The sequence below is a fragment of the Rhizobium sp. YIM 134829 genome, assembly GCF_046546455.1.
In genome coordinates this window covers 715,728-741,119 of the sequence record NZ_JBKHKI010000001.1, presented here as the reverse complement: position 1 = coordinate 741,119, position 25,392 = coordinate 715,728, and the positions used below count along the sequence as shown (strand labels likewise).

Here is a 25,392-nt window from a genome sequence, read left to right as displayed (position 1 = left end):
CCGGACGGAACGACCAGATCAAGTCGTGTGGAGAGACGGCACCAACGAAATTGACGAAACACGGGCTGCCGCGCGTTGCGGCGAAAGAGAGTCACAGATGCTGAACGAGCAGAAAGCGGTCGGCCACGGCCTCGAGGAAGCATTGCCTGATGTCATGATGCGCGTGGTCAGCGAACTCCATGACGTCGCCTATCTGATCGAGCGGATCGAGCCGATGCTCAACGAGCTCGGCGAAGGCGTCGTCGCCAACACCGCCGACCACATCAAAGTTCTCCAGGGGATCGACCTTGCCGTGCAGAAGACGCGTGGCCTGGCCGAATTCATCGACACAGTGACGGCCGCCATTCCGCAATCCTGGCTGGTCGACGTGTCGATCGCGTTGAACCTCGTCAAGCTGGCCGATATGCAGCGTTCGCTGGCAAGCGGCCTGCGCCACGGCCACTCCCAGCCGCTGACAGACGATGCGGGCGACTTCGAGGCCTTCTAGGCCGAACGTCGAGCCGATCCGGAGATGACATCGATTGCCGTCGGCCGCGAGGCCGGCGGCTTTTCCGTTCGCACCGCCTGCAACCGCAACCCACTCCAGGTCACGTTCGCGCAAGTTTCGCCGCCTAGGTTGGCCACGGGTTCGGTGGATTCGTGCCGACATGACGATGGCATCAGGCCATGGTGCGGCATGAGGAACCCTCGTTTTGAACGGCGCATGACCCTGCCTGGCAATGTTGCCACGTGAGGCGCGCTAACGGGTGCGGACAGAATGACTCTGTTGGATCAACTTTCCTCGGTTGCCAAAAATCTCAAGAGCCTTGGGCAGGGCAAGCTGATCGCTCTCGCCAGCGCGGGACTGGTCGCAGTCGGTCTGGTCCTCGCCGCGGGGCTCTATGTCAACAAGCCCGCCTACGAGACCCTCTATGTCGGGCTCGAGAGTGCGGATCTCAACCAGATCAGCATCGCGCTTTCCGAAGGCAATCTCGATTTCCAGGTCGGCGCGGACGGCGCCAGCGTGCAGGTTCCGGTCGGCAGCACCAGCAAGGCGCGGCTCTACCTCGCCGAACGCGGCCTGCCCAACAGCGCCAATGCCGGCTACGAGCTGTTCGACCATGTCGGCTCGCTCGGCCTCACCTCCTTCATGCAGGAGGTCACCCGCGTCCGGGCACTCGAAGGCGAGATCGCCCGCACCATCCAGCAGATCTCCGGCGTCTCCGCCGCCCGCGTCCACATCGTGATGGCCGACCGCGGCAGCTTCCGGAAGACCGAGCAGAGGCCGACGGCCTCGGTCATGATCCGCGCCTCTGCCCAGCTCGGGCGCCAGGCCGCAGCCTCCATCCGTCACTTGGTCGCCTCCTCGGTGCCGGGTCTTTCGCTCGACGACGTGACCATCCTTGACTCCGCGGGCCAGCTGCTTGCCTCGGGCGAGGATCCGCAGAACGGCGCGCTCAACCAGTCGCTCGGCATCGTCCAGTCGGTCCAGTCGGAGATCGAGAACAATATCGACAAGGCGCTCGCGCCCTTCCTCGGCATGGACAACTTCCGTGCCAGCGTCACCGCCCAGCTCAACACCGACACCCAGCAGGTCCAGGAAACCATCTTCGATCCGGAATCGCGCGTCGAGCGCTCGACGCGGGTGACGAAGGAGCAGCAGAAGTCGAGCCAGCAACAGGCCGACAATGCCGCGACCGTGCAGCAGAACGTGCCGCAGGCCGCGCCGCGCGGTGGCGCGGGGCCGCAATCGAGCGACCAGGCGGACAAGAAGGAAGAGCAGACCAATTACGAGATCAACCAGAAGACGGTTGCGACCACCAAGAACAGCTACAAGGTAGAGAAGCTGTCCGTTGCCGTCGTCGTCAACCGCGGCCGGATCGCCGCCATGGTGGGCGAGGGGGCCGATCAGGCCAAGATCGACGCCTATATCGCCGAGATGCAGAAGATCGTCGCCTCGGCCGTCGGTATCGATCCCGCCCGGGGCGATGTGATCACGCTGACCGCCATGGACTTCGTCAATGCCCAGCTGCTCGACGAGCCGGTGGCCGGCCCCGGTGTCATGGAGACGCTGACCCGCAATCTCGGCGGCATCATCAATGCGCTCGCCTTCGTCCTGGTGGCGGTGGTGGTGGTCTGGCTCGGTCTGCGGCCGCTGGCCCGCTCCATGGGCTTCGGTGGCCCCGGCACCCTGGCGGAAGCCGAGCCCGCCGGCCTCGAACTGCCGGACTTCTCTCCGGCTCCGGGTGTCGCTGGCGCTGGCGGCGCGCTCATGGAAGGCTTCGGCTCCGACTTCGGCTTCGACAGCACCGACGACCTGCTCAGCCTTGGCGACGAGTCGAATGGCGACTTCAACCGCCGGGTCAAGGAAGGCCCGGAACGCCGCCTGGCGCGCATGGTGGAAATCAGCGAAGAGCGCGCCGCCAAGATCCTGCGCAAATGGGTCGCCGAACGGGCCGCTTGAGATCCTCCCGAAGACTTTTCGTCCCGCCTTTCCCAGGCGGGATTTTTTTTGCGCTGCGCGGCGCTCGTGAGCGATCGCTTGGTAACGGTAAGGCATATCGAACATTACAAAGCATCCACAAAGGCGTGCTGAGTCGCGCCCTGTCATGCCCGGAATCGTCCCGTTAACCTTTTGGTCATATTTTTATGGGGAAGACGCTGGTTTCTTAGGCCGCCGCCATAATGACTCCGGCTCTGAAAGTCTATCCAGGTGTTATTAGGTCAATATGATCGAACAATACGCCGCTGTATAGATTTAATAGTGTTTAGAATAGTAATTATACATTCGATGCAAATCTGCAACAGGAAGATCTCGAACTTTTTAAAGCAGAACAGATCGGAACGCGTGGTGATGGGAGTCGCTTCCGTTAGCAGGAATTTACAGCTAAGTTTAGACAGTTCGAAATTTCGGAGAGAAGGAACAACGGTCGAAATATTGAGATAAACATCATGGAAACAATGGGTTAAATATATAAAGAGCTCCTAACGGTTGCGGCGCTCAGGGCGTCGCAGCATCAGACGCGAATCAACCTGGTGTGATTCGGAAAAGTAAATCCCGACAAGATGGCAGTAGTCTTTTTAGCTGATGCCTGTATAGTTTAGGGCAGTGATTCGAGGCTGAGTCGCTGGCGTGTCGGGAGGCGGAACCCGGGGCGGGCAGTCGGTGATGTGGCGTTGCGCGACAAGGCGAACTCAGCGGATCCAACACGGGGAAAATTCATGGAAGCTCTACATATGGAGATTGCGGCGCGGCCCTCACCGGCCATGCCAATGCGTGCTCATGGCCTCGTCGCTGCGAAGCGAAGCCTGCTCGATCGACTTGCCGAATGCGCAGAGCGCGGCAACCTCAATCGTGCGCTTGCGGCGCTGACCGACTATGTCGGCGCCAGCCATTACCTTCTGGCGCGCTATGATCTGTCCCAGGACTCCGGTCTCGATTTCGTCCTGTGCTCGGACTGGCCCTTCGATGTGGTCAAGCGGCTCGGCCAGCTGCTGAACGGGCTGCATGCCAAGTCGAGCGAGCAGGAGAAGTGCCTGTCGCTGCTCCAGCCCGCCTTCCTCATCCTGCCGGATGACGTTGCGCTCGGTCACGGCCTCAGCCGCGAATATTGCGCCGTTACCTTCTGCGTCGGCCGCGAGCGCTTCTCGCTCATGCTCCTCTTCCCGCAGGACGTCATTCTCTCGCGCGAATGCCTGCGCGAAATCGGACTGCTGACTGGCTATTTCGCAAGTTTTGCCGGCCGGAAGGTCATGCGCGCCGATCGCGACTTCGACCTGACCGAGCGCGAGCTCGAATGCCTCTATTGGATCGCCGAAGGCAAGACCAGCGAGGAGATCGCGCTCATCCTCGGCATTTCCCGCAACACCATCAACAACTATATCACCAGCGTGATGCGCAAGACCGCGACCAAGACGCGGTCGGAGGCGATCGCCTACGCTGTGCGCAACAATCTCGTCTGAGGAACGTCGCCATGGCGGTCTATGTGACGGGAGGGCGGGGAAACCAGACCAAGGCGATGCGCGCTGCAACGCTGATCGTCCGCCTGCAGACCATGCAGCGGGACATCGATGCCTCCCGCTTCGCAGTCTTCCGCCTGAACGGCAACGGACTGCCGGCCGCGCGCAAGCTGACCTGCGTGCTCGACAATTGGGGCGCAGAGGCCGAGATGATGGCCCACGAGCTCGTGCGCGCCTATGGCGACGAGCTGAAGCTCCATCTGGACGACAGCCTGCTGCCGCTGCTCTGGAACGGCAGCGGCGAGGGCCAGACGGCCGACACGATCGACTTCGAGCGCTTCGTGCGCCGGGTCACCGGGAGCCAGCTGCCCTTTGCCGGCATTGCTTTTCCCGTGCGTCTCGGCGCGCAGGGCAATGGCTATGTGATCTTCATGGCGGATGTGCTCGATCTCGCCAGCGAGACCATTCTCGACATGCACGGCCGCGCCTGCCATGTAATGACGGATCTCCTTGCCTCCGACGAGCGGCGCCTGCAGCCGTCCGAGGCCCTGAGCGAGCGCGAGCTCAGCTGCCTGCAAATGGCGGGCGATGGCCTGATCAGCGAAGAAATCGCCGACAAGATGGGTCTCTCCGTGCATACGGTGAACGCCTATCTGGGCGCCGCCACGACCAAGCTCGATTCGGTCAACCGTATCCAGGCAATCGCAAAGGCCCTGCGGCTCGGCTATATCCGTTAGAAGGGCCGATCCCCATCGGGACTTGAAGAAGGGCGCACCGATGAGGAGCGCCCTTTTCTCCGTGCTCAGCTCGCAAGCGCCGTCGGGAAAGACTTCATGAACTTGGCGGCTTCCAGGCTCTGAGCGAGGAAGGCGGTGTTCTCGTCGGGGTCGGTGGAGGGGCTCTTGAAGGCGATATGGTTGATCTCGAGTCCGGCCGCCTCGTTCTTCAGCGCCAGCTGTGCATAGACGGTGACGCCATCCGGTTTCAGCTCCAGATCCAGCGTCACTTCCGGCTCCGTGCCCCAGTCGCAGCGATAATTGCCGCCGATGCCGAAATTCACCGTGCCCGGCTGGAAGTAGAGCTCGGCGGCAGAGGAGACGAGATCGGCAATGCTGGCATGCGATTCGAACCGCAGGAGGGCGATCAGGTCGGCTGCATCGATCAGCCGGAGTTCGGTGGCGACCGGGCGAATCGCCTCGGCAACGATTTTCTCACGCTGTTCGGAATAGCGGCACTTTTTCATGGGGCTCAGTTCGTCCGTCTCGAGTTCGCGTTCGCGGCGTAGACCCGATGGATCAGTTCCGCCACGGCCTTGTAGAACACCGGCGGAATGACACTATCGACCGAGACTTGCGCAAACATTGAGCGCGCCAGCGGCGGATCTTCGAAGACGGGGATGTTGTTTTCCTCGGCGATGGCGCGAATTTTGAGCGCGACGAGGTCCTGGCCCTTGGCGACGACCACCGGTGCATCGCCTTCCTCGCGCACATAGCGCAGCGCCACGGCGAAATGGGTGGGGTTGGCGATGACGAGCGTGGCGCGCGGGACGGAGGTGATCATGCGCCGCCTGGCGCGGTCGCGGGCGATCGAGCGCAGGCGCGCCTTGATGATCGGATCGCCCTGCATCTGCTTCATTTCCTCCTTCACCTCCTCCTTGGTCATGCGCAGCTCGCTGTACCAATGGTGGCGGGTCCAGAAGAAATCGGCGACGGCGAGCACGCCGGTGCACAGGATGATGACGACCATGATCTGGTTCAGGTCGTCGCCGATCCGCGCGAACATGGTGGTGGGGTCGGAAAACATCGCATCGAGCGTGGCGTAATAATCGTTCCACAGGACGAGCACGACGATGGTGGAGATGATCGCGATCTTGAAGAAGGCCTTGGCGAATTCAATCAGGCCCGGCACGCTGTAGATGCGCGAGAAGCCGGCGATCGGGCTGATCCGGTTCATCTTCGGCGCGATCCGGTCGAGCACCAGCCGCGGCATGTTCTGCAGGATCGAGGAGGAGATGCCGAAGACGATCAGCAGCACGAAGAGCGGCACCAGGAGGCCACCGGCCTTCCAAAAAAAGTGCATGATCAGCGCGACGACGTCATTGGCATTGCTCAGCCGCCAGGCATCGGGCTGTTCGAAGACGTCCTTCAGGGCTTCCACGAAGGTGGAGAGCCCGCTCGGCAGGAAGAAGACGATGAAGATATAGACGGCGAGCGCCGAGGCGAAGAGCGGAATCTCGCGCGAGACCGGCACATTGCCCTTCTCCAGCGCATCGGAGATGCGCTTGTCGGTCGGGCTTTCTGTTTTGCTTTCCTTGTCGTCGTCCGCCATGACGCGCCTCCTGCGCTCCGGGCGGCGATGCGAGCGCTGATGCAACGCGACGCGCCGGGCTGGCCCGTTGTGGGCCGGTCCGGCGTGTCATGCAAGGGGCGGAGAGGGGCTTGCGATCAGGCCGCGACGGCGTCCTTGTCCTTGAGCTCGATCTGGCCGGCGGCCGAGAGGCGGATCGCCTCCTGGGTCACCGAGCGGCGGGCGACCGCGATGTCGCGCGGGTTGATGCCGGCATCGCCCGAAGCGAGATCCGATTCGATCATGCGGCGCTGGCGGGCGCCGATCGCGGCGAGCACGCATTCGCGCAGATCCATGCTGGTGCCGCGCAGCGCCATGGTGATGATGTCGCCGGAAATCTCGTTGAAGAGCATGACGCGGCTGCGCTGCGGCATCTGCAGGATGTCCTCGAAGAGGAAGATCTTCGGCCGCACCTTCTTGACCGTCTCGGCATTCAGCGAGGCGAGCGAGGCAAGGAGATCGTCGACCTGGGTCTTCTCCATCTCGTTCATCACTTCGGCCGCCTTGATCGACCCGGCGGAATTGCGCTCCTCATGCATGGCGCGCAGGAGCTCCATGACCCGCGTCTCGATGATCGAGGCCGCTTTCGTGCTGACATTCTTCATGTTGACGGTGCGGTTGATGATGTCGGCACGGCCCTCTTCTGGCAGCTCCAGGAGAACCTTGGCGCCGAAACTCGAGGGCATCATCGACAGGACATAGGCGATCGTCTGGTGATGCTCGTTGCCGAGGTGGCGGGCAACGAAGCTCGGGTCGCTGTCCTGGAGCTGGTCCCAGATGCTGGATTCGTATGCCTGGAAAGCGGTGCGGCGGCCAAGCAGGCCATCCACCTCGTCCGGCGTCAGACCCTCCTCGAGGATCGCCTCGATGGCCTTGGCATTGTCCATCAGGCCGGCGCCCTCGGTGAAGAGATCCTCGAATTCGTTGACGAGGACTTCCAGCTCCTGAGGGGGGATGGAGCGCAGGTTCTGCGCCGAGGCAATGATGCCCTGCAGCTCGCTCTGGGTGAAGAATTTCAGAAGCTTTCCGGCGATCGGTTTGCCCATGGCCAGGAGCACCGCCGCCGCCTTGTCCGTTTGGCTGAGGGGGCGGCTCGGTGCCTGGGTCTGAAAATCATCGAAATCCATCATGGATCGTTCCTCGTCGGCCCTAACCGGGTCCCGTCTGTCGTCTCACATGCGCGGTGGCGCATCATTTCTTGCCGCCGATGACCTCGATCAGCTTCACGCCGAAGCGCGTCTCGTCATTTTCCAGCACGGCGATCTCGCCGCGGCCGATGATCCGGCCGTTGACCATGATTTCGACCGGCTCGCCGATCCGGCGATCGAGCCCAATCGTCGCGCCCTCGGTCAGGTTCATCAGGCTCGAAACCTGCATCTTGCTCGATCCGAGGATGATCTGCACCTCGATCGGGATGTCCATGATCAGGTCGAGATTGCTCTCGAGGGCCGATCCCGCCGGCTTGGAGGCAGAGGGCGTCGCAAAGGCGTCGTCCTCGGCTGCGCCGGCGTCGAAACTGGACCCGCCGAAGCTGGAGCCACCGAAGCTCGATCCGCCGAAGTCGGACCCGCCGAGATCGCTGCCGCCGCCGAAACTGTCGGCATCGAAGCTCGTCTCGGCACTCGCCGTGCCGAAGCTGCCGGCAAAGGGGTTGTCGGCGTCGAGATCGGCGCCGAAGGAGGAGGAGAAGTCGGAGGTTTCGGTCGTCGCGCCGAAGTCGGTATCGAGAGTGGTCTCGGGGATCGAGCCCTCGGCGTCGCTCTTGAGGACGCCGCGCAGATCGTCGATCGCCTTGTCAAGCTCGTCGTCGCCGCCAAAGCCTGCGATCGGGGTGTCGTCGGTGGGTGCTGTTTTCGGTGCCATGTCCGGATTATTCCAATCGAAGCTTGCCCCAAGCCTGTCCGCGCGCGTTTCGCGCCTCAGCTCATGAGGTGGTGAAGGATGTCCTGCTCGGAACCGTGCGTATCCGAGATGCGCACGGTATAGCGGGCGCCGGAGCGTCCGAATTCGCAGACGTAGAGCTCGCGGCCATTGGCATTGACCTCGACCCTGACGTCCTTGGCATCATGGAACGGAATGATGTCGCCCGGTTGCAGGCGGCTGACCTGGCCGAGCGTCAAGCTTTCCAGGCGAATGCGCGCCTCGAGTTCCACCATGGAGCGGCGGACCTGTTCCTCGAGCTTGGCCTGGAAGGCGGGTTTCTGCCGCCGGGTCTGGTTCATGCCCTGCGGGAAGACGATGGCGGTCTTGAGCAGCACCTGCTGCGGGATGACGATCGCGAAGGTGGAGAGCACCGGCCCGATCCCGAGCGTCACCGTCACGCAGGCCGCATAGACCGTCCGCGCGTCCGCATCTGGCAGGGGCCGCTTTTCGGCATTGACGGGCCGCCCGACCAGCGGCTCGAAGCCGCCTTCCGCATTGACGGCGGACTTCAGCACGTCGGCGATCTTGTCGGTCAACAGGCCTGCGACCTGGAGTTCGATGCTGGAAAGCGTGCGCGGAGCCGACTCCTCGACCTTCTCCGGTTCGGCGCCGAGCAGCATTTCGGTCAGCGCGATGATGGCCGGGCTGTCGCAGCCGATGATGAAGTCGCACCAGTTGCGCAGCGAGCAATCGCTCAAGGCTACACCGCTGCCAAGCTTGCGGATCAGCGCCGTCTGCTCGCCGCTTTCGAAGCCGCCATAAGCAATGGTGATGTCGAGCCCGGTTTCGGATTTCAGCACGTCCGGCAGGAATTCGCCGAAGACCTGGCCGAGTTCGCCACAGATCTTGCTCAGCGTCTGCGGATCGCCGAGCGCGCCGGTCATGCGGGCAAGCAGACGCTTGTCGAAGGTGTAGATATTGGTGTTCGCCGTCATGGATCAGGCCGCCTTGCTGTCGCCGCCGCCGGGATTCATCATTTCCTGCTCGACCGCGTCGATCGACGGGCGTTCATAGGCGGAAATGGTCTTGCGGCCATATTCCAGCGCCACCTGCGGGACCGAGCCGTTCATGTAGGCAAGCAGGGTCTGCTTGACGATGATGTAGAGCCGGTTCTGCTTCTCACGCACATGCTTGACGTTGGCGATCAGCGGGCTGACCACGCAGTAGGAGAGGAAGATGCCGAGCATGGTGCCGACGAGTGCGGCGGCGATCTTGCCACCCAGCACTTCCGGGCTCTCGGTGATGGCGCCCATGGCCTTGATGACGCCGAGAACGGCCGCGACGATGCCGATCGCCGGGAAGGCGTCGCCCATGGTGTGCAGCGAATTGTAAGAATGCAGCTTGTCATGGGTGATGGTGTTGATTTCCTCGTCCATCAGCGCCTCGATCTCGTGGCTGCGGGCATTGCCGATGATGATCAGGCGAACATAGTCGCAGATGAATGAGGTGAGCTCCTTGTTCTTCAGGACGGTCGGTGCCTGCTGGAAGATCGAGGATTCGTCGGGATTGTCGATATGGCTTTCGATCTCGTTGCGCGACTTGGTGCGCAGGTCGCGCATCAGGCTGTAGAGCACGCCGAGCGTATCCAGATATTCGCGCTGTTTCGGCACCTTGTGCTTGAAGGCTTCGCCCAGCGCCTTGCCGGCGTCCTTCACCGTCTTCATCGAATTGGCCATGATGAAACCGCCGATGCCGGCGCCGCCGATGATGACGAGCTCGAAGGGCTGGTTGAGGACCTCCATATGGCCGCCCATCGCGATGAAGCCGCCGAGAATGCAGCCGAGCGTCAGCACGAGGCCAATGATGATGTTCATAACGTTCCCTGCCGCAACGGTGGATTATGGGGGTCATCCCTAGGCGCTCAGCCTTGCGTCAGGCTGGCTGTAAGCCCCCTCGAACGGCGCGCTTTCTTCCATCAGCTTCGCGCAAGCCGCTTGCGTCAGCCTTTGCGATGAGACGGCACCCTGCTGCCGAGAGAACGATCGTCTTGCCGCTGGTTGAGAGGCAAGCGGCCGGCGATGAGGATTGCGCGTGACCACGACCTATACGAGCTACCGACAGATCTCGGCCGACCTGCCGACCTCGCTGAAGCGCGTCGCGGAGCAGCCGGACATTAAGCGGGAAAGCGAATACTACCTCAAGACGATTGGCAGCGTGAAGACGATCGACCAGTTCTTCGCCGATACGCGCCTCTACAATTACGCGATGAAGGCCCACGGGCTCGAGGATATGGCCTATGCCAAGGCCTTCATGCGCAAGGTGCTGACCGAAGGGATCGACAACGACAAGGCCTTCGCCAAGCAGTTGACAGACAGCCGCTATGCCGATCTCGTCACCTCGCTCAACTTCGCCCGCAACGGCGAGGCCGCCACAAGTTTCGAGGCGGCGCAGAAGGGCGTCGTCGACAAATATAACCGCCAGACCCTGGAGCAGGAGGCCGGCGCCGATAATTCCGGCGTGCGTCTGGCGCTCTATTTCGAGCGCATGGCGCCGAGCATCACCAGCGCCTATGGGCTGCTCGCCGACGATGCCCTGGCTCAGGTGACGCGCACGCTGATCCAGATGCCGGACGAAGCTGCAGCCGCCGACATCGACCGGCAGGCCGACATGATCGGCCAAGCGATCAACATCGCCGATTTCAAGGATCCGAAGAAGCTCGGAAAGATGATGGAGCGGTTTACCGCACTGTGGGAGGCGAAGAACCCAAGCGACGCCACCGACCCGCTCGCCGTCTTCGGGGGAGGGCGCAACACCGGCATTTCTGCCGATCTCCTTCTCTCCATCAACACGCTCAAGCTCGGAGGCCGCTGAGATGCAGACCAGCCTTTATGTGGCCGTTTCCTCGCAGATGGCGCTCGAACGCCGGCTGAACACGCTCGCCGACAACATCGCCAATGCCAATACCACCGGCTTCCGCTCGACCGAGGTGAAGTTCAACACCGTGCTCGGCGACACCAAGCCGACCAAGGTGGCCTTCGTGGACGAAGGCAAGGAGTTCATCAATACGCGGAGCGGCGGCCTCAAGCAGACCGGCAATTCGCTCGATTTCGCGATCAAGGGCGATGCCTGGTTCGCGATCGATACGCCGGCCGGCCAAGTGCTGACACGCGACGGGCGCTTCACGCTGACAGAGACCGGCGACCTCGTCACGCTCAAGGGGTATCCGGTGCTCGACGCCGGCGGTGGGCCGATCCAGATCAATGCCAATGCGGGTGAGGTCAAGGTGGGCGCGGATGGCGTCATCCACCAGAACGGCAACCCGGTCGCTTCGCTCGGCCTCTACGAGGCGGATCTCTCCAAGGGTTTCGCACGCTTCGAGAACTGCGGCGTCATTCCGCCGAACGCCGCCGATCCGGTCGTCGACCGCTTCGAAGTCGGCGTGACCCAGGGCTATCTGGAGGAATCCAACGTCGACCCGATCCAGCAGATGTCGCAGCTGATCATGGTCTCGCGCGCCTTCGAGAACATCACCTCGCTGATGCGCGACAACGACACGACGCTCAATGAGGCGATCAAGACGCTCGGCGGCGCGAAATGAACGACATGCTGTCGGAACCGCTGCAGATCGATCAGGGGTCCTCGGCGCTCGCCGCCATGGCCGGCCTCGTCGGCCGCTACGCCCAACCGGATGCCTGCATCGCGCCGGGCGGCCATGTGCAGACGATTTCGCCCGGCCATTACACGGTCAGCGGCCTCTCCCGCCATGTCCGGCTCGGCGAATTCGTCGCGCATCTGGGGGCCGACGGGGTGCATCTTGGCGAGGTCGTCAAGGTCGAGCAGGAAACGGTGGTCGTTTGCCCGATCGGCCCCGGCGACCCGATCGGCATTCACGACCGCGTCATCCGCAAGGGTGCCTTTCGGGTGGCACCGAACGAGAGCTGGTGCGGCCGCACCGTCAATTCGCTCGGCGAGCCGATCGACGGCCGTGGCCCGATGACGCAGGGCGAGGACCGGCGGCCGATTTCCAACACCGCGCCGCCCTCCATGACCCGCAAGCGTGTCGAGCACGGCTTTCGCACCGGCGTGCGCGCGATCGATATCTTCTCGCCGCTCTGCCTTGGCCAGCGCCTCGGCATCTTCGCCGGATCCGGCGTCGGCAAGTCGACGCTGCTCTCCATGCTCGCCCGGGCCGATGCCTTCGACAAGGTGGTGATCGCGCTCGTCGGCGAACGCGGCCGTGAAGTGCGGGAATTCATCGAGGATACGCTGGGCGACAACCTCGCCAAGTCGGTCGCCGTGGTCGCCACCAGCGACGAGAGCCCGATGCTGCGCAAGATGGCGCCGCTGACGGCCGTGACCATCGCCGAATATTTCCGCGACCAGGGCGACAACGTGCTGCTGATCGTCGACAGCGTTACCCGCTTCGCCCATGCGATCCGCGAAGTCGCGACCGCCTCGGGCGAGCCGCCGATCGCGCGCGGCTATCCGGCCTCGGTCTTCACCGAGCTGCCGCGCCTGCTCGAGCGCGCCGGGCCGGGTGCCGAAGGCACGGGGACAATCACCGCCATCATCTCCATCCTCGTCGATGGCGACAACCACAACGACCCGATCGCCGACTCGACGCGCGGCATCCTCGACGGTCACATCGTCATGGACCGCAGCCTGGCGGAAGAGGGGCGCTACCCGCCGATCAACCCGCTCGCCTCCGTTTCGCGTCTGGCCCGCAAGGCCTGGACGCCGGAGGAGGAGGTGCTGGTCGGCCGGTTGAAGGCGCTGATCCACCGCTTCGAGGAAACCCGCGACCTGCGGCTGATCGGCGGCTATCGACCCGGCGCCGATCCCGATCTCGACATGGCGATCAAGCAGGTGCCGGTCATCTACGACACTTTGAAGCAGACACCTGGCGAAGGCCCGGCCTTTGACGCCTTCACCGATCTTGCCAATGCGCTGAAGGCGGCGGCAGGCTTGGGCGGGCAACAGATCAGACGGTAGGATGGCATGAAGGAAACGAGGTTCGACGAACGGGACGCCGACGAGATCGTCCGCCAGCCGCGACACAAGGATCGCACGCCGCTGATCGACCGCGCGCTGATCGCGACCGGTGTGGCGCTGGCCGGTCTCGCCACCTTCTTTCCCTGGTACGCCTTCCTGAACCAGGACAAGTTCGCCATGCCGGCGCTCTGGCAGGGAAAGCCCCATGATCTGAGCCAGAAGATCGGCCATGACGAGGCGACCGCCTCGCCGCTCGACACCGGCGCGGACGAGGAGACCAAGGCGCTCTTCGACCAGCTGGTGACCGCCTCAACCCCGGACCGCGCCACGCCTGCGCCAAAGTCCGACGGCCAGGACCAGCCCTTTCCCGGCTCGATCCGCTTCAAGCTCGTCCATGTGGCGGGCGGCCGCGCGCTTATCGAGGACGCCAACGGCCTCTACATCGTCAAGGTCGGGTCACCCCTGCCGGACAACAGCCGGCTTGCCACGCTCGAAGAGCGGGACGGCGGCTGGGTTCTGGTCACCTCCAAGGGCGATGTGCTGAAAGCGCCGTGAGGACGGGCGGCGCAAGCCGCCGGACGTCAGGCAAGACGAGGCGCGCCGCGCTTCGATACGACTGCAGACCGGCCCGTCCGGTCAGATCTTTCCCCTTCCGCAGCATGATGCTCGCGCCGCGCTCTCCGTGATCCGGAAAGCCTCGCCATGACGGCGCGACCCCTGCCGGCCCGCGCCGGACAGGATGGCGTCCGGCTGCGTTCGGCGCCCTACTGGCGACAGTCCCACGCAAGTTTACCGGCCTAGTGTCGGAGGCAATGAAGCATGGAGTCGCATGATGCAACCTATTCAGCTTTTCGAACTGGCATCGAGGCAAGCCCAGTGGCTTTCCGTCCGCCAAGGTGTCGTAGCTGGCAACATCGCCAACGCAAGCACCCCTCATTATGCCGCCAAGGACGTGACGCCCTTCCAGAGCGTCATGCAGCAGACCGGCGTCCAGATGGCCGCCACCAACCCCGCCCATTTCCGTGACGCGCCGCTCGCCTCGCAGATCACCGAGACGGCACTGAACAATCAGGCCGAAGTCCAGCAATCCGGCAACAGCGTCGAGCTGGAGAAGGAGCTGATGAAAGCAGGCGAGATCAAGCGCGACTACGAGCTCAACACCGGACTCGTCAAATCCTTCCACCGCATGATGCTGATGGTCGTCAGGAAATAAGCGCCATGGATCCTCTCGTCTCTGCTCTGAAAGTGTCCTCCTCCGGGCTGGAAGCGGAATCGACCCGGCTGCGGATCGTTTCCGAAAACATCGCCAATGCGCGCTCGACCGGCGATGCGCCGGGCGCCGACCCCTATCGTCGCAAGACCGTCAGCTTCGCGGCCGAGATCGACCGCGCCAGCGGCGCCTCCTCGGTGGAGGTGCAGCGCCTGGGCGTCGACGAAAGCCAGTTCACGCTCGAATACGACCCGGGCAATCCGGCCGCCGATTCCAGCGGCATGGTCAAGATGCCGAACGTCAACATCCTCGTCGAAATGGCCGACATGCGCGAAGCCAATCGTGCCTACGAGGCCAACCTCCAGGCGACGCGCCAGGCGCGTGACCTGATCAGCCAGACCATCGACCTCCTGAGGGCTTCGCAATAATGATTGACGCGATCTCCACCATCACCTCCTCGCTCTCCAACCTCGCGGGCAGCGCCGCCTCGACCGCGACCAGCGCTGCGAGCACCGCGGCATCCGCCGCCGCCGGAGCCTCCGGCATCCCCGGCGCCCAGAGCTTCGCCGATGTTATGGGCAGCATGGCCAGCGACGCTGTCGGCGCGCTGAAATCGGCGGAAACGGCCTCCATTCAGGGCATTCGCGGCGAAGCCAATACCCGCGAAGTCATCGACGCCGTCATGCATGCCGAACAATCGCTGCAGACCGCCATCGCCATTCGCGACAAGGTCGTGACCGCCTATCTCGACATCACCCGCATGTCGATCTGACGCCTGACCCGCGCCCCACTCCAAAAGGACTTACCCGCATGAAGGCTCTCTCGATCGCTGCCACCGGCATGAATGCCCAACAGCTGAACCTCGAAGTGATCGCGAACAACATCGCGAACATCAATACGACAGGCTACAAGCGGGCCCGGGCCGAGTTTTCTGACCTTATCTATCAAACCGAGCGCGCCTCTGGCGTGCCGAACCGCGCCAACCAGGCGATCGTTCCGGAAGGCGCCATGGTCGGCCTCGGCGTCCAGACCGCCGCCGTGCGCAACCTGCACATCCAGGGCAGTCTGATCTCGACCGGCAACGATCTGGACATGGCGATCGTCGGCCGCGGCTGGTTCCAGGTCGAGACGCCGGACGGGCAGACCGCCTATACCCGCTCGGGCGCCTTCAACACCAATGCGCAGGGCGAGCTGGTGACGATCGACGGCTATACGGTCGTCCCAGGCATCACCATTCCGCAGGGGACCTCGGAGATCACCGTCTCCACCTCCGGCGAAGTGCTGGCCCGCGTCGGCAACAATTCCGTGCCGCAGACGGTGGGTCAGCTGACCATTGCCAATTTCGTCAACGAGGCCGGTCTCGAGCCGCAGGGCGACAATCTCTTCAAGGAAACGGCGGCTTCCGGAAACCCGGTGGTCGGCGTGCCGACCGATCCGGGCTACGGCCAGATCAAGCAGAAATATCTGGAAGCCTCCAATGTCGATCCGGTCAAGGAGATTACGGATCTCATTTCCGCGCAGCGCGCCTATGAGATGAATTCGAAGATCATCCAGGCTGCCGACGAAATGGCCTCCACGGTCAGCAAGAACCTCAGGTAAGGTTTGAAAGGAGCGGCGAACATGATGTTTGGTCCGAAGGCACGCGGCCTCCTCGAAAACGGGCTCGCAGCATTCCATCGGCGCCTGGCGCAGGCCGCCGTCATTCTCTTCGGCGGGCTGGTGACCCTGCCGGGAACCGCCTTCGCCGGCGGTCCGACCGCCGTCATCCCGACCGAGACGATCTATCCCGGCCAGACGGTGGAGCTCGGCTCGCTGCAGGTGGTCGAGGTCACCAATCCCGATCTCGTCGGTGACTACGCCGTCTCGACCGACCAGGTGGTCGGCAAGGTGACAGACCGCACCCTGCTGGCCGGCCGGGTCATTCTCGTTCAAGGGCTGCGCGACCCCTACCTCGTCGAACGGGGCAAGGCGGTACGGATCGTCTATAACAATGGCCCGCTGACGATCACTGCCGGCGGTGCCCCTCTCGAAAATGCCGGCATCGGCGCGCTCATCCGCGTCCGCAACACCGATTCCGGCGTCGTCGTCTCCGGCACGGTCATGGCGGACGGCTCTGTTCAGGTGGTGGCAAAATGATTGTCTGTCTCGCTCGGCGCCTGTCGCTTCTGGTGGCAGCCTGTGCCGTGGCTCTTCTTCCCTTGGCTGAACCGGCAGCCGCCGCGTCGCGCATCAAGGATGTCGCCTCGCTGCAGTCCGGGCGCGACAACCAGCTGATCGGCTACGGTCTCGTGGTCGGCCTGCAGGGCACGGGCGACAGCCTGCGCTCCTCGCCCTTCACCGAACAGTCGCTGCGGGCCATGCTGCAGAATCTCGGCATTTCGACCCAAGGCGGGGAATCCCGCTCGAAAAACATCGCGGCCGTGCTCGTGACCGCCAACCTGCCGCCCTTTGCGAGCCCTGGCAGCCGCATCGACGTCACCGTCGGCTCGCTCGGCGACTCCACCTCGCTGCGTGGCGGCACGCTGGTCATGACCTCTCTCTCCGGAGCGGACGGGCAGATCTATGCGGTGGCGCAGGGTTCGGTCGTCGTCTCCGGCTTCAGTGCCGAGGGCGATGCCGCCACGCTGCAGCAGAACACCACCACCTCCGGCCGGGTGCCGAACGGCGCGATCATCGAGCGCGAACTGCCGGCCAAGTTCAAGGACAGCGTCAACCTGACGCTCCAGCTGCGCAACCCGGATTTCTCCACCGCCGTCGGCATGGCCGCCGCGATCAACCGCTATGCCGAGGCACAGTTCGGCGGACGGATCGCCGAGGCGCGGGACAGCCAGTCCGTCGTGGTCGATCGCCCGAAGATGGCCGATCTTGCCCGGCTGATGGCCGATATCGAGAACCTCGTGATCGAGACCGACGTCCCGGCCCGTGTCGTCGTCAACGAGCGCACCGGCACCATCGTCATCGGTCAGGATGTGCGGATCTCGCAGGTGGCCGTCAGCTATGGGACGCTGACCGTGCAGGTGACGGAATCGCCGACCGTGGTGCAACCGGAGCCCTTCTCGCGCGGCCAGACCGCCGTGGAGCCCAACACCACCATCGATGCCACCCAGTCGGGCGGCAAGGTGGCGATCCTGAACGGTTCCAATCTGCGCACCCTCGTCGCCGGCCTGAATTCGATCGGCGTCAAGCCGGATGGCATCATTTCCATTCTCCAGGGCATCAAATCGGCCGGTGCCCTTCAGGCGGAGCTCGTGCTGCAATGAGTGCTTCGAACCCTTTCGCCACCCCACGCAACCGGCGCCTGCTGCTGACTCTCGCGGCTGCGGCTCTGCTCTCGATCCCTGGCGCCTATGCCGAAGATGTCGCCGCGCCGGTGACGGGTGAGGGCGACGGCAGCGAGGTGCAGCAGTTCTGCACCAATATCGCCGACGCCGCGCGCGACCAGCGCTATCTCCTGCAGAAAAAGCAGCTCGAAGACCTGCAGGCGAGCGTCGACCAGCGCATTGCCCTGCTCGAAAAGCGCCGCGACGAATATCAGGACTGGCTGAAGCGGCGCGACGACTTCCTGAAGCAGGCCGAACTTAACCTTGTCGGCATCTACAAGACGATGAAGCCCGATGCGGCGGCCGAGAAGCTGACGCTGGTGAGGCCTGAGATCGCCGCCGCCATCATCATGAAGCTGCCGCCGCGTCAGTCGAGCCTGATCTTGAGCGAAATGCCGGGTGAGAAGGCGGCCGTGCTCACCAACATCATTTCCAGCGCAACAGACCCCAACACCTCGAAGGAACCCACATGAGAACGCGCCTCACGGCTCTTCTGGCCGCCGGACTCCTTTCGGGATGCCAGAGCTCGCTCCAGGATGTCGGCCGCGCGCCGGCCATGAGCCCGATCGGCAGCGGCCTGCAATATACGCAGACGCCGCAGCTCGCCATGTATCCCAAGGAGCCGCATCAGATGGCCGCCGGCTACTCCCTGTGGAGCGACCAGCAGTCCGCGCTCTTCAAGGATGCGCGCGCCATGAAGGTCGGCGATATCATCACCGTCGACATTCGCATCGACGACAAGGCCTCCTTCGACAACAAGACCGACCGCAGCCGCACCAACGGCAGCAATTTCAACATCGGTGCCAAGGGCAAGTCGGAGAGCAGCGATTTCGGCTGGAATGGCGGCCTGAACTACGACTCCAACACGAAGACCAAGGGCGAGGGGACGACCGAGCGGGCCGAGAAGCTGCAGCTGCTGGTCGCCGCCGTCGTCACCGGCGTTCTCGACAATGGCAATCTGCTGATCAGCGGATCCCAGGAGGTGCGGGTCAATCACGAGCTGCGCATCCTCAATGTGGCGGGTATCGCCCGGCCGCAGGATGTCGATGCCAAGAATTCGATCTCCTATGACAAGATCGCCGAGGCGCGCATTTCTTATGGCGGTCGCGGCCGCCTGACCGAGGTGCAGCAGCCGCCATGGGGCCAGCAGGTCATGGACATCGTATCGCCGATCTGACCCAAGCGGACCAAGAAACGAGAGCTGAGATGAGTGAAGCGGACGAGTCTGCGCCCGGCAAGAAGAAGGGCAAGATCCTGACGATCGTGGCCCTGGCCGCGATCACGCTGCTTGGTGCCGGCGGCGGATGGGTCGTCGGCGGCCTGCTCGCCACCCCGCCCTTGACCGCCGAGGAGGCCAAGCTGGTCGAAGAGGCGAAAGCTGCGATCAAGGCCAAGCAGCAGGGCAAGGCTCCGCCGGCCGGCGCTCATGGCGGGAGCAAGAAGGAGGAGGGCCTGCCAACCATCTCGGCTGCCCTGCCGGGCCTGTTGCAGCTCGACGCGATCACCACCAATCTCGCCTATCCCGCTGAAAACTGGGTGCGGCTCGAGCTGGCGCTGGTCTTCAAGGGTCCGAGCGACGCCGATATGGCGAAGACAATCGAGACCGATATCGCTGCCTATCTTAAGACCGTCTCCCTCCAGCAGATCGAGGGGCCGCGCGGCCTGCAGTATCTCAAGGATGATATCAAGGAGCGGGTTGACCTCCGCTCGGAAGGGCGGATATCGGATGTCATCATCCGGACATTCGTCATTCAATGATTCGTCTTGCCGCCTTCATAGCCGCCTTCGGGGCGATGACCGGGATCGCGGTGGCGCAAGGCTTCCCGAGCCAGATCTTCAACACGCCCATCGATGGCTCGGCGGCGTCCTGGATCATTCGCACCTTCGGGGTGCTGACGATCCTGTCGGTCGCCCCGGGCATCCTGATCATGGTGACGAGCTTTCCCCGCTTTGTCATCGCCTTCGCGATCCTGCGCAGCGGCATGGGGCTCGCCACCACGCCGTCCAACACGATCATGGTCAGCCTGGCGCTGTTCATGACCTTCTATGTCATGTCGCCGACCTTCGACCGCGCCTGGCGCGATGGCGTCGATCCGCTGATCCAGAACCAGATCACCGAGACGGAAGCGATGACGCGGATCAGCGAGCCGTTCCGAGAGTTCATGGTCGCCAATACGCGCGACCAGGACCTTCAGCTTTTCATCGACATCGCCCGGGAAAAGAACCAGACGGTCGTCACCAACGGCCAGGTCGATCTGCGCGCCGTCATTCCGGCCTTCATGATCTCGGAGATCCGCCGCGGCTTCGAGATCGGCTTCCTGATCGTGCTCCCTTTCCTCGTCATCGACCTGATCGTCGCCACCATCACCATGGCCATGGGCATGATGATGCTGCCGCCCACCTCGATCTCGCTCCCGTTCAAGATCCTGTTCTTCGTCCTGATCGACGGGTGGAATCTCCTTGTTGGAAGTTTAGTGCGCTCTTTCAATTGATCGCAGTCTTGGTTAATAGACGCTTTCTTAGTTTTAAACGTAAGTAATTTATAATATTCTGCAAGTTATTGTGATCAAATAACTTTTGAGGTTGTCACTTTAGTGATGACTTCCGAAGAGCGGTACGGCGTAAGCAGCCGATTAAGCGGATCGCAAGCTTTGGCTGCGACATTACCCTCACATGACGGGTTTGGTTTCTTCGGGATAACGAAGGGCCGAGTGGCATGACGCCGAACCGCCATCACCGGTAAGTATTCAGTCCGGTATGTCCCTGTTTTGTTTTTCGTACCGTAGAGGGACAGTCTAATGACGAGCATCAACACCAACGCTTCCGCAATGGCAGCACTTTCCACGCTCCGCTCCATCAGCTCGAGCATGGAAACCACCCAGGGCCGCATTTCTTCGGGCCTGCGCGTTCAGAACGCTTCCGACAACGCCGCCTACTGGTCGATCGCCACGACCATGAAGTCGGACAACAAGTCTCTCGCCACCGTTCAGGACGCTCTCGGCCTCGGCGCTGCCAAGACCGACACTGCCTATACCGGCCTGACCAACGCCATCGACGTTGTCTCTGAAATCAAGGCCAAGCTGGTCGCCGCACGCGAACCGGGCGTGGACAAGACCAAGATCAACAAGGAACTGACCGAACTGAAGAACCAGCTGTCCTCCACGGCACAGTCGGCCTCCTTCAACGGCGAAAACTGGCTCTACAACACCTCGAGCTCGGCGCTCGGCACCAAGACCATGGTTGGCTCGTTCGTTCGTGCCGCTGACGGTTCGGTTTCGGTCGGCACGCTCAGCTTCGACGCCTCCACCTCGGTCCTGATCGACACGAAGACTGTCGGCAACGGCCAGCTGACCAAGGGCATCACCGTCGACCAGGGCAACACCGGTACCGCCAACGCCACCTACTACCTCGTGACCGTTTCCGGTGCGACGATGACGGGTTCGTCGGTTTCGCTGACGGCGACGACCACCGACGCCAACATCGAAGGCATGATCTCGGCCGTCGACAAGATGCTGTCGAACCTGACCGACGCAGCCTCCACGCTCGGCGCCACCAACAAGCGCATCTCCATGCAGGACGACTTCATGGCCGACCTGATGGACGTGATCGACAAGGGTGTCGGCCGACTGGTGGATGCTGACATGAACGAGGAGTCCACGCGCCTCAAGGCCCTGCAGACCCAGCAGCAGCTCGGTATCCAGGCGCTCTCGATCGCCAACTCCGACTCGCAGAACATCCTGTCGCTCTTCCGCTAAGCGAAGACGCCTCGATCGATCGAAACGCGCGGCACCGCGCGTTTCTCCCGCCTATTGCAAAGCCGCGTTCCGCAAGGAGCGCGGCTTTTCGCTTTTCGTTTTTCTTAACCAAAATATTTTACATCTATTTAATGTAGAAAGTTCTTTATAAGCGCATCAAGTAGCGAGTTGACCAACACGGAACCCGTCGACAGGCATGAAGCTGGTCGCTGCTTCCCGGTGCAGAGCCGGAATGCCCTCTCTGTTTCTCGTATAAAAGGGCAATTTCCTATGACAAGCATCCTGACGAATACTGCTGCAATCGCGGCGCTGACGACGCTTCGCTCGATCGGCGCCAATATGGACACGACCCAGAACCGTATTTCCACCGGTCTGCGTGTTCAGACTGCCGCCGACAACTCGGCCTACTGGTCGATCGCCACGACCATGCGGTCGGACAACAAGTCTCTCTCGGCTGTTCAGGACGCGCTCGGTCTCGGCGCTGCCAAGACCGATACGGCCTATTCGGGCCTGAACAACGCCATCGATGTTATCTCCGAGATCAAGGCCAAGCTGGTCGCCGCGCGCGAGCCGGGCGTTGACAAGACCAAGATCAACAAGGAACTGACCGAGCTGAAGAACCAGCTGGCCTCTACGGCAAAGTCGGCGTCCTTCAACGGCGAAAACTGGCTCTACAACACCTCGACCGCCGCAGTTGGCACCAAGCAGATGGTCGGCTCGTTCGTGCGTGCCGCAGACGGTTCCGTCTCCGTCGGCGTCCTGGAGTTCGACGCGTCCACCTCGGTCCTCATCGACACGAAGACTGCTTCGCGGGGTGCGCTGACCAAGTCGATCCAGGTCGATCCTGCCAAGACCGGTACGGCCACCGGCACCTACTATCTGATCTCCGTGGCCAGCGGTTCCCAGACGGGCAGCGCGATCGAGCTTACGGGCTCGACCACCGATGCCGAAGTCGAAGGGATGATCTCGGCCGTTGAAAGTATCTTCACGAACCTGACGGCCTCGGCCGCCACGCTCGGTGCCACCAACAAGCGCATCTCGATGCAGGACGACTTCATGGCCGACCTGCGAGACACCATCACAAAGGGTGTCGGTCGTCTGGTGGATGCGGACATGAACGAGGAGTCCACGCGCCTCAAGGCCCTGCAGACCCAGCAGCAGCTCGGTATCCAGGCGCTCTCGATCGCCAACTCCGACTCGCAGAACATCCTTTCGCTCTTCCGATAAATCGCAAGAAGGTCCCGGAGCGCGCGTCACCGCGCTCCCGACGCTCGTGAGAAGGCCGCGCTCCCGACAGAGCGCGGCCTTTTCTTATAAACTTTTTTCTAAATAAGATTTCACTATTGCTTAACCTTAATGGTGTTTGATGTGGTTATCAGAACAGTGGTTGACCAACAAAGTAACGCGTCAACGAGCATGAAGCACTTCCCTGTTCTCCGGTGTACAATCCGGAATGCCCTCTGAAACTCTCTTTAATAAAAAGGGCAGATCTCCAATGACAAGCATTCTGACCAATGCAGCAGCTCTGGCTGCACTCTCCACGCTTCGCACGATCGGAGCAAACATGGAGTCCACGCAGGGCCGCGTTTCTTCCGGCCTGCGTGTCGAAACTGCCGCCGACAACTCGGCCTACTGGTCGATCGCCACGACCATGCGGTCGGACAACAAAGCACTTTCCACCGTTCAGGACGCGCTCGGTCTCGGCGCCGCCAAGACCGATACCGCCTATACCGGTCTCAACAACGCGATTGATGTTATCTCTGAAATCAGAGCGAAGCTGGTCACCGCGCGTGAGCCGGGCGTGGACAAGACGAAGATCAACAAGGAATTGACCGAACTGAAGAACCAGCTGGCATCGACGGCACAGTCGGCCTCCTTCTACGGCGAGAACTGGCTCTACAATAGCTCGACCGCCGCAGTTGGCACGAAGGAAATGGTCGGGTCGTTTACGCGCTTCGCCGACGGAAGCGTGCAGGTTGGCATCCTCCAATTCGACGCCTCCACCTCGGTCCTCATCGACACGAAGAATGCTTCGCGGGGTGCGCTGACCAAGTCGATCCAGGTCGATCCTGCCAAGACCGGTACGGCCACTGCCACCTACTATCTGATCACCGTAGCCAGCGGTTCTCAAACGGGCAGCGCGATCCAGCTCACGGGCACGACCACCGATGCCGAAGTCGAAGGGATGATCTCGGCCGTTGAAAGTATTTTCACGAACCTGACGGCCTCGGCCGCCACGCTCGGTGCGACCAACAAGCGAATCTCCATGCAGGACGACTTCATGGCTGACCTGCGACAGACCATTACAAAAGGTGTCGGTCGTCTGGTGGATGCGGACATGAACGAGGAGTCCACGCGCTTGAAGGCCCTGCAGACCCAGCAGCAGCTCGGCATCCAGTCGCTCTCCATCGCCAACTCGAACTCGGAGAACATCCTGTCGCTCTTCCGCTAATCGGGAGCGTCCTGACGCGCGGAAAAGCGCGGCAGCGCCTTTCTCACCCTCCGACCGAGAAGCCTATGTCCTTGAGGACCGCGGCTTTCTCGGTCGCGAGGGAATTCGCCGTTGCGCTTTAGTCTTCTTTAACCATGATGGTGTTTGATGTGGACATCGAAGCAGCGGGTTAACCCTCACAAGTAACGCGTTGACAGGCATGAAGCTGGTCGCTGTTTCCCGGTGTAGAACCCGGAATGCCCTCTCAGTCTTTCATTCAAAAGGGCACAGGTCCAATGACAAGCATTCTTACCAATGCTGCAGCTATGGCTGCACTCTCCACCCTTCGCTCAATCAGCACCAGCATGGAGTCTACCCAGGCTCGCGTTTCTTCGGGTCTGCGTGTTGAAACTGCTGCTGACAACTCGGCCTATTGGTCGATTGCGACGACGATGAAGTCGGACAACAAGGCGCTGTCCACCGTTCAGGACGCGCTCGGCCTCGGTGCTGCCAAGACCGATACAGCCTATACCGGTCTCAATAACGCGATCGACGTCGTGTCCGAAATCAAGGCCAAGCTGGTCGCATCCCGCGAGCCTGGCGTCGACAAGACCAAGATCAACAAGGAACTGACCGAGCTCAAGAACCAGCTGTCCTCCACGGCACAGTCGGCCTCCTTCTCCGGCGAGAACTGGCTCTACAACACCTCGACCACGGCGCTCGGCACCAAGGAAATGGTCGGGTCCTTCACCCGCTCCGCCGATGGCAGCGTCGCCGTCGGTGTCCTGAAGTTCGATGCCTCCACCTCGGTTCTCATCGACACGAAGGACGTCACGAAGGGTCAGCTGACGAAGGCAATTTCGGTCGATCCGGCCAAGACCGGTACGGCGACGGCAACCTTCTACCTGATCGCGGTCTCCGGCGCGACGATGTCCGGCAACGCCATCACGCTGACCAACACGACCACCGATACGGATGTCGAAGGCATGATCTCGGCCGTCGACAAGATCCTGCTGGACCTGACAGATGCGGCGTCCACGCTCGGTGCGACCAACAAGCGCATCTCCATGCAGGATGACTTCATGGCTGACCTGATGGATGTGATCGACAAGGGTGTCGGCCGTCTTGTAGACGCCGACATGAACGAGGAATCGACCCGCCTTAAGGCTCTGCAGACCCAGCAGCAGCTGGGTATCCAGTCGCTGTCGATCGCCAACTCGAACTCCGAGAGCATTCTGTCGCTCTTCCGCTAAGAGCGCAGGGGCCTACTCACGCAAAAGCTCGACCAGAAGGCCGCCTTCCACCCCGGAGGGCGGCTTTTTCGTGCGCGGCGTTTTTGCGGTCATTGTTCGTTAACCATGATTCTTACGAAAAAATTGATCTTTATGAACACGCGCAAGGCCCCGTAAAGCTTTCGTTAACTATGATGCGATTAACGTCCGCTTAACAGCAACGGGCTGCCTGACGGGTAAATCAGGGCAGTGCGCATGAAGCCGCCCCGTTCTGCCGGCACAAGACCCGGCATGTCGTTTCCTT

Annotated in this window: 28 protein-coding genes; 22 read left to right on the top strand and 6 right to left on the bottom strand. The window is 62.3% G+C overall.

Annotated features, from left to right (window positions below; translation table 11 throughout):
* The first annotated feature begins 97 nt into the window (after positions 1 to 97).
* The 4 genes from ACLE20_RS03590 (at position 98) to visR (ending at position 4,676) form a co-directional block, all read left to right on the top strand.
* Positions 98 to 487 carry a hypothetical protein gene (locus ACLE20_RS03590; RefSeq protein ID WP_410938857.1) on the top strand — a complete coding sequence of 130 codons (390 nt, stop codon included), beginning with the start codon at positions 98 to 100 and terminating at the stop codon, positions 485 to 487.
* Positions 488 to 757: 270 nt separating this feature from the next.
* Complete coding sequence (gene fliF / locus ACLE20_RS03585) at positions 758 to 2,443, top strand: flagellar basal-body MS-ring/collar protein FliF (protein ID WP_410938856.1); 1,686 nt, start codon at positions 758 to 760, stop codon at positions 2,441 to 2,443.
* 773 nt (positions 2,444 to 3,216) lie between these two features.
* Entirely contained in the window at positions 3,217 to 3,942 is a 726-nt protein-coding gene (gene visN, locus ACLE20_RS03580) for a transcriptional regulator VisN (RefSeq protein WP_410939132.1), read from the top strand.
* A gap of 11 nt (positions 3,943 to 3,953) precedes the next feature.
* Complete coding sequence (gene visR, locus ACLE20_RS03575; RefSeq protein ID WP_410938855.1) at positions 3,954 to 4,676, top strand: transcriptional regulator VisR; 723 nt, start codon at positions 3,954 to 3,956, stop codon at positions 4,674 to 4,676.
* Between the two features lie 65 nt (positions 4,677 to 4,741).
* On the opposite strand, the gene ACLE20_RS03570 is transcribed toward visR, so the two are convergent.
* The 6 genes from ACLE20_RS03570 to motA all read right to left on the bottom strand — a co-directional run bounded on the left by ACLE20_RS03570 (position 4,742) and on the right by motA (position 10,022).
* Positions 4,742 to 5,182, bottom strand: a complete 441-nt coding sequence (locus ACLE20_RS03570) for a hypothetical protein (protein ID WP_410938854.1) — start codon at positions 5,180 to 5,182, stop codon at positions 4,742 to 4,744.
* 5 nt (positions 5,183 to 5,187) lie between these two features.
* Positions 5,188 to 6,267: a flagellar biosynthesis protein FlhB gene (gene flhB / locus ACLE20_RS03565; RefSeq protein WP_410938853.1), complete on the bottom strand. Its 1,080-nt coding sequence runs from the start codon at positions 6,265 to 6,267 to the stop codon at positions 5,188 to 5,190.
* A 116-nt stretch (positions 6,268 to 6,383) separates the two neighbouring features.
* Positions 6,384 to 7,415 carry a flagellar motor switch protein FliG gene (fliG, locus tag ACLE20_RS03560; protein WP_410938852.1) on the bottom strand — a complete coding sequence of 344 codons (1,032 nt, stop codon included), beginning with the start codon at positions 7,413 to 7,415 and terminating at the stop codon, positions 6,384 to 6,386.
* Between the two features lie 61 nt (positions 7,416 to 7,476).
* Positions 7,477 to 8,148, bottom strand: coding sequence for a flagellar motor switch protein FliN (fliN, locus tag ACLE20_RS03555; protein ID WP_410938851.1), 672 nt, complete (start codon positions 8,146 to 8,148; stop codon positions 7,477 to 7,479).
* A 56-nt stretch (positions 8,149 to 8,204) separates the two neighbouring features.
* Positions 8,205 to 9,143 (bottom strand): FliM/FliN family flagellar motor switch protein, encoded by a 939-nt coding sequence (locus ACLE20_RS03550; protein ID WP_410938850.1) that lies wholly within the window; start codon positions 9,141 to 9,143, stop codon positions 8,205 to 8,207.
* Between the two features lie 3 nt (positions 9,144 to 9,146).
* Positions 9,147 to 10,022 carry a flagellar motor stator protein MotA gene (gene motA / locus ACLE20_RS03545; RefSeq protein WP_410938849.1) on the bottom strand — a complete coding sequence of 292 codons (876 nt, stop codon included), beginning with the start codon at positions 10,020 to 10,022 and terminating at the stop codon, positions 9,147 to 9,149.
* A gap of 217 nt (positions 10,023 to 10,239) precedes the next feature.
* On the opposite strand from motA, the gene ACLE20_RS03540 reads away from it, so the two are divergent.
* The 18 genes from ACLE20_RS03540 to ACLE20_RS03455 all read left to right on the top strand — a co-directional run bounded on the left by ACLE20_RS03540 (position 10,240) and on the right by ACLE20_RS03455 (position 25,109).
* A complete protein-coding gene (locus ACLE20_RS03540; protein WP_410938848.1) occupies positions 10,240 to 11,019 on the top strand; it encodes a DUF1217 domain-containing protein in 780 nt (259 codons plus the stop codon).
* A 1-nt stretch (position 11,020) separates the two neighbouring features.
* Entirely contained in the window at positions 11,021 to 11,746 is a 726-nt protein-coding gene (gene flgF / locus ACLE20_RS03535) for a flagellar basal-body rod protein FlgF (RefSeq protein ID WP_410938847.1), read from the top strand.
* A 5-nt stretch (positions 11,747 to 11,751) separates the two neighbouring features.
* Positions 11,752 to 13,140, top strand: coding sequence for a flagellar protein export ATPase FliI (gene fliI / locus ACLE20_RS03530; RefSeq protein WP_410939131.1), 1,389 nt, complete (start codon positions 11,752 to 11,754; stop codon positions 13,138 to 13,140).
* A gap of 6 nt (positions 13,141 to 13,146) precedes the next feature.
* Entirely contained in the window at positions 13,147 to 13,695 is a 549-nt protein-coding gene (locus ACLE20_RS03525) for a flagellar protein (RefSeq protein ID WP_410938846.1), read from the top strand.
* Between the two features lie 277 nt (positions 13,696 to 13,972).
* Positions 13,973 to 14,353, top strand: coding sequence for a flagellar basal body rod protein FlgB (gene flgB / locus ACLE20_RS03520; protein ID WP_410939130.1), 381 nt, complete (start codon positions 13,973 to 13,975; stop codon positions 14,351 to 14,353).
* A gap of 5 nt (positions 14,354 to 14,358) precedes the next feature.
* Complete coding sequence (gene flgC / locus ACLE20_RS03515) at positions 14,359 to 14,778, top strand: flagellar basal body rod protein FlgC (protein WP_410938845.1); 420 nt, start codon at positions 14,359 to 14,361, stop codon at positions 14,776 to 14,778.
* The gene (locus tag ACLE20_RS03510) at positions 14,778 to 15,122 is read left to right on the top strand and encodes a flagellar hook-basal body complex protein FliE (RefSeq protein WP_410938844.1); all 345 of its coding nucleotides are present in this window, start codon (positions 14,778 to 14,780) and stop codon (positions 15,120 to 15,122) included. Before flgC ends, ACLE20_RS03510 begins: the two co-directional genes overlap by 1 nt.
* Before the next feature lie 38 nt (positions 15,123 to 15,160).
* Positions 15,161 to 15,949 carry a flagellar basal-body rod protein FlgG gene (gene flgG / locus ACLE20_RS03505; protein ID WP_410938843.1) on the top strand — a complete coding sequence of 263 codons (789 nt, stop codon included), beginning with the start codon at positions 15,161 to 15,163 and terminating at the stop codon, positions 15,947 to 15,949.
* A 24-nt stretch (positions 15,950 to 15,973) separates the two neighbouring features.
* Positions 15,974 to 16,486: a flagellar basal body P-ring formation chaperone FlgA gene (flgA, locus tag ACLE20_RS03500; RefSeq protein WP_410939129.1), complete on the top strand. Its 513-nt coding sequence runs from the start codon at positions 15,974 to 15,976 to the stop codon at positions 16,484 to 16,486.
* A complete protein-coding gene (locus tag ACLE20_RS03495; RefSeq protein WP_410938842.1) occupies positions 16,483 to 17,610 on the top strand; it encodes a flagellar basal body P-ring protein FlgI in 1,128 nt (375 codons plus the stop codon). The genes flgA and ACLE20_RS03495 overlap by 4 nt, the downstream gene beginning before the upstream one ends.
* Positions 17,607 to 18,143 carry a MotE family protein gene (locus ACLE20_RS03490; RefSeq protein WP_410938841.1) on the top strand — a complete coding sequence of 179 codons (537 nt, stop codon included), beginning with the start codon at positions 17,607 to 17,609 and terminating at the stop codon, positions 18,141 to 18,143. The genes ACLE20_RS03495 and ACLE20_RS03490 overlap by 4 nt, the downstream gene beginning before the upstream one ends.
* Complete coding sequence (gene flgH, locus ACLE20_RS03485) at positions 18,140 to 18,847, top strand: flagellar basal body L-ring protein FlgH (protein ID WP_410938840.1); 708 nt, start codon at positions 18,140 to 18,142, stop codon at positions 18,845 to 18,847. The genes ACLE20_RS03490 and flgH overlap by 4 nt, the downstream gene beginning before the upstream one ends.
* Before the next feature lie 29 nt (positions 18,848 to 18,876).
* Positions 18,877 to 19,428, top strand: a complete 552-nt coding sequence (locus ACLE20_RS03480; protein WP_410938839.1) for a flagellar basal body-associated FliL family protein — start codon at positions 18,877 to 18,879, stop codon at positions 19,426 to 19,428.
* Entirely contained in the window at positions 19,425 to 20,162 is a 738-nt protein-coding gene (fliP, locus tag ACLE20_RS03475; protein ID WP_410938838.1) for a flagellar type III secretion system pore protein FliP, read from the top strand. The genes ACLE20_RS03480 and fliP overlap by 4 nt, the downstream gene beginning before the upstream one ends.
* 306 nt (positions 20,163 to 20,468) lie before the next feature.
* The gene (locus tag ACLE20_RS03470; protein ID WP_410938837.1) at positions 20,469 to 21,425 is read left to right on the top strand and encodes a flagellin; all 957 of its coding nucleotides are present in this window, start codon (positions 20,469 to 20,471) and stop codon (positions 21,423 to 21,425) included.
* A 270-nt stretch (positions 21,426 to 21,695) separates the two neighbouring features.
* Entirely contained in the window at positions 21,696 to 22,652 is a 957-nt protein-coding gene (locus ACLE20_RS03465) for a flagellin (protein ID WP_410938836.1), read from the top strand.
* A 268-nt stretch (positions 22,653 to 22,920) separates the two neighbouring features.
* Entirely contained in the window at positions 22,921 to 23,877 is a 957-nt protein-coding gene (locus tag ACLE20_RS03460; RefSeq protein WP_410938835.1) for a flagellin, read from the top strand.
* Positions 23,878 to 24,152: 275 nt separating this feature from the next.
* Positions 24,153 to 25,109, top strand: a complete 957-nt coding sequence (locus ACLE20_RS03455) for a flagellin (protein ID WP_410938834.1) — start codon at positions 24,153 to 24,155, stop codon at positions 25,107 to 25,109.
* Positions 25,110 to 25,392: the final 283 nt, after the last annotated feature.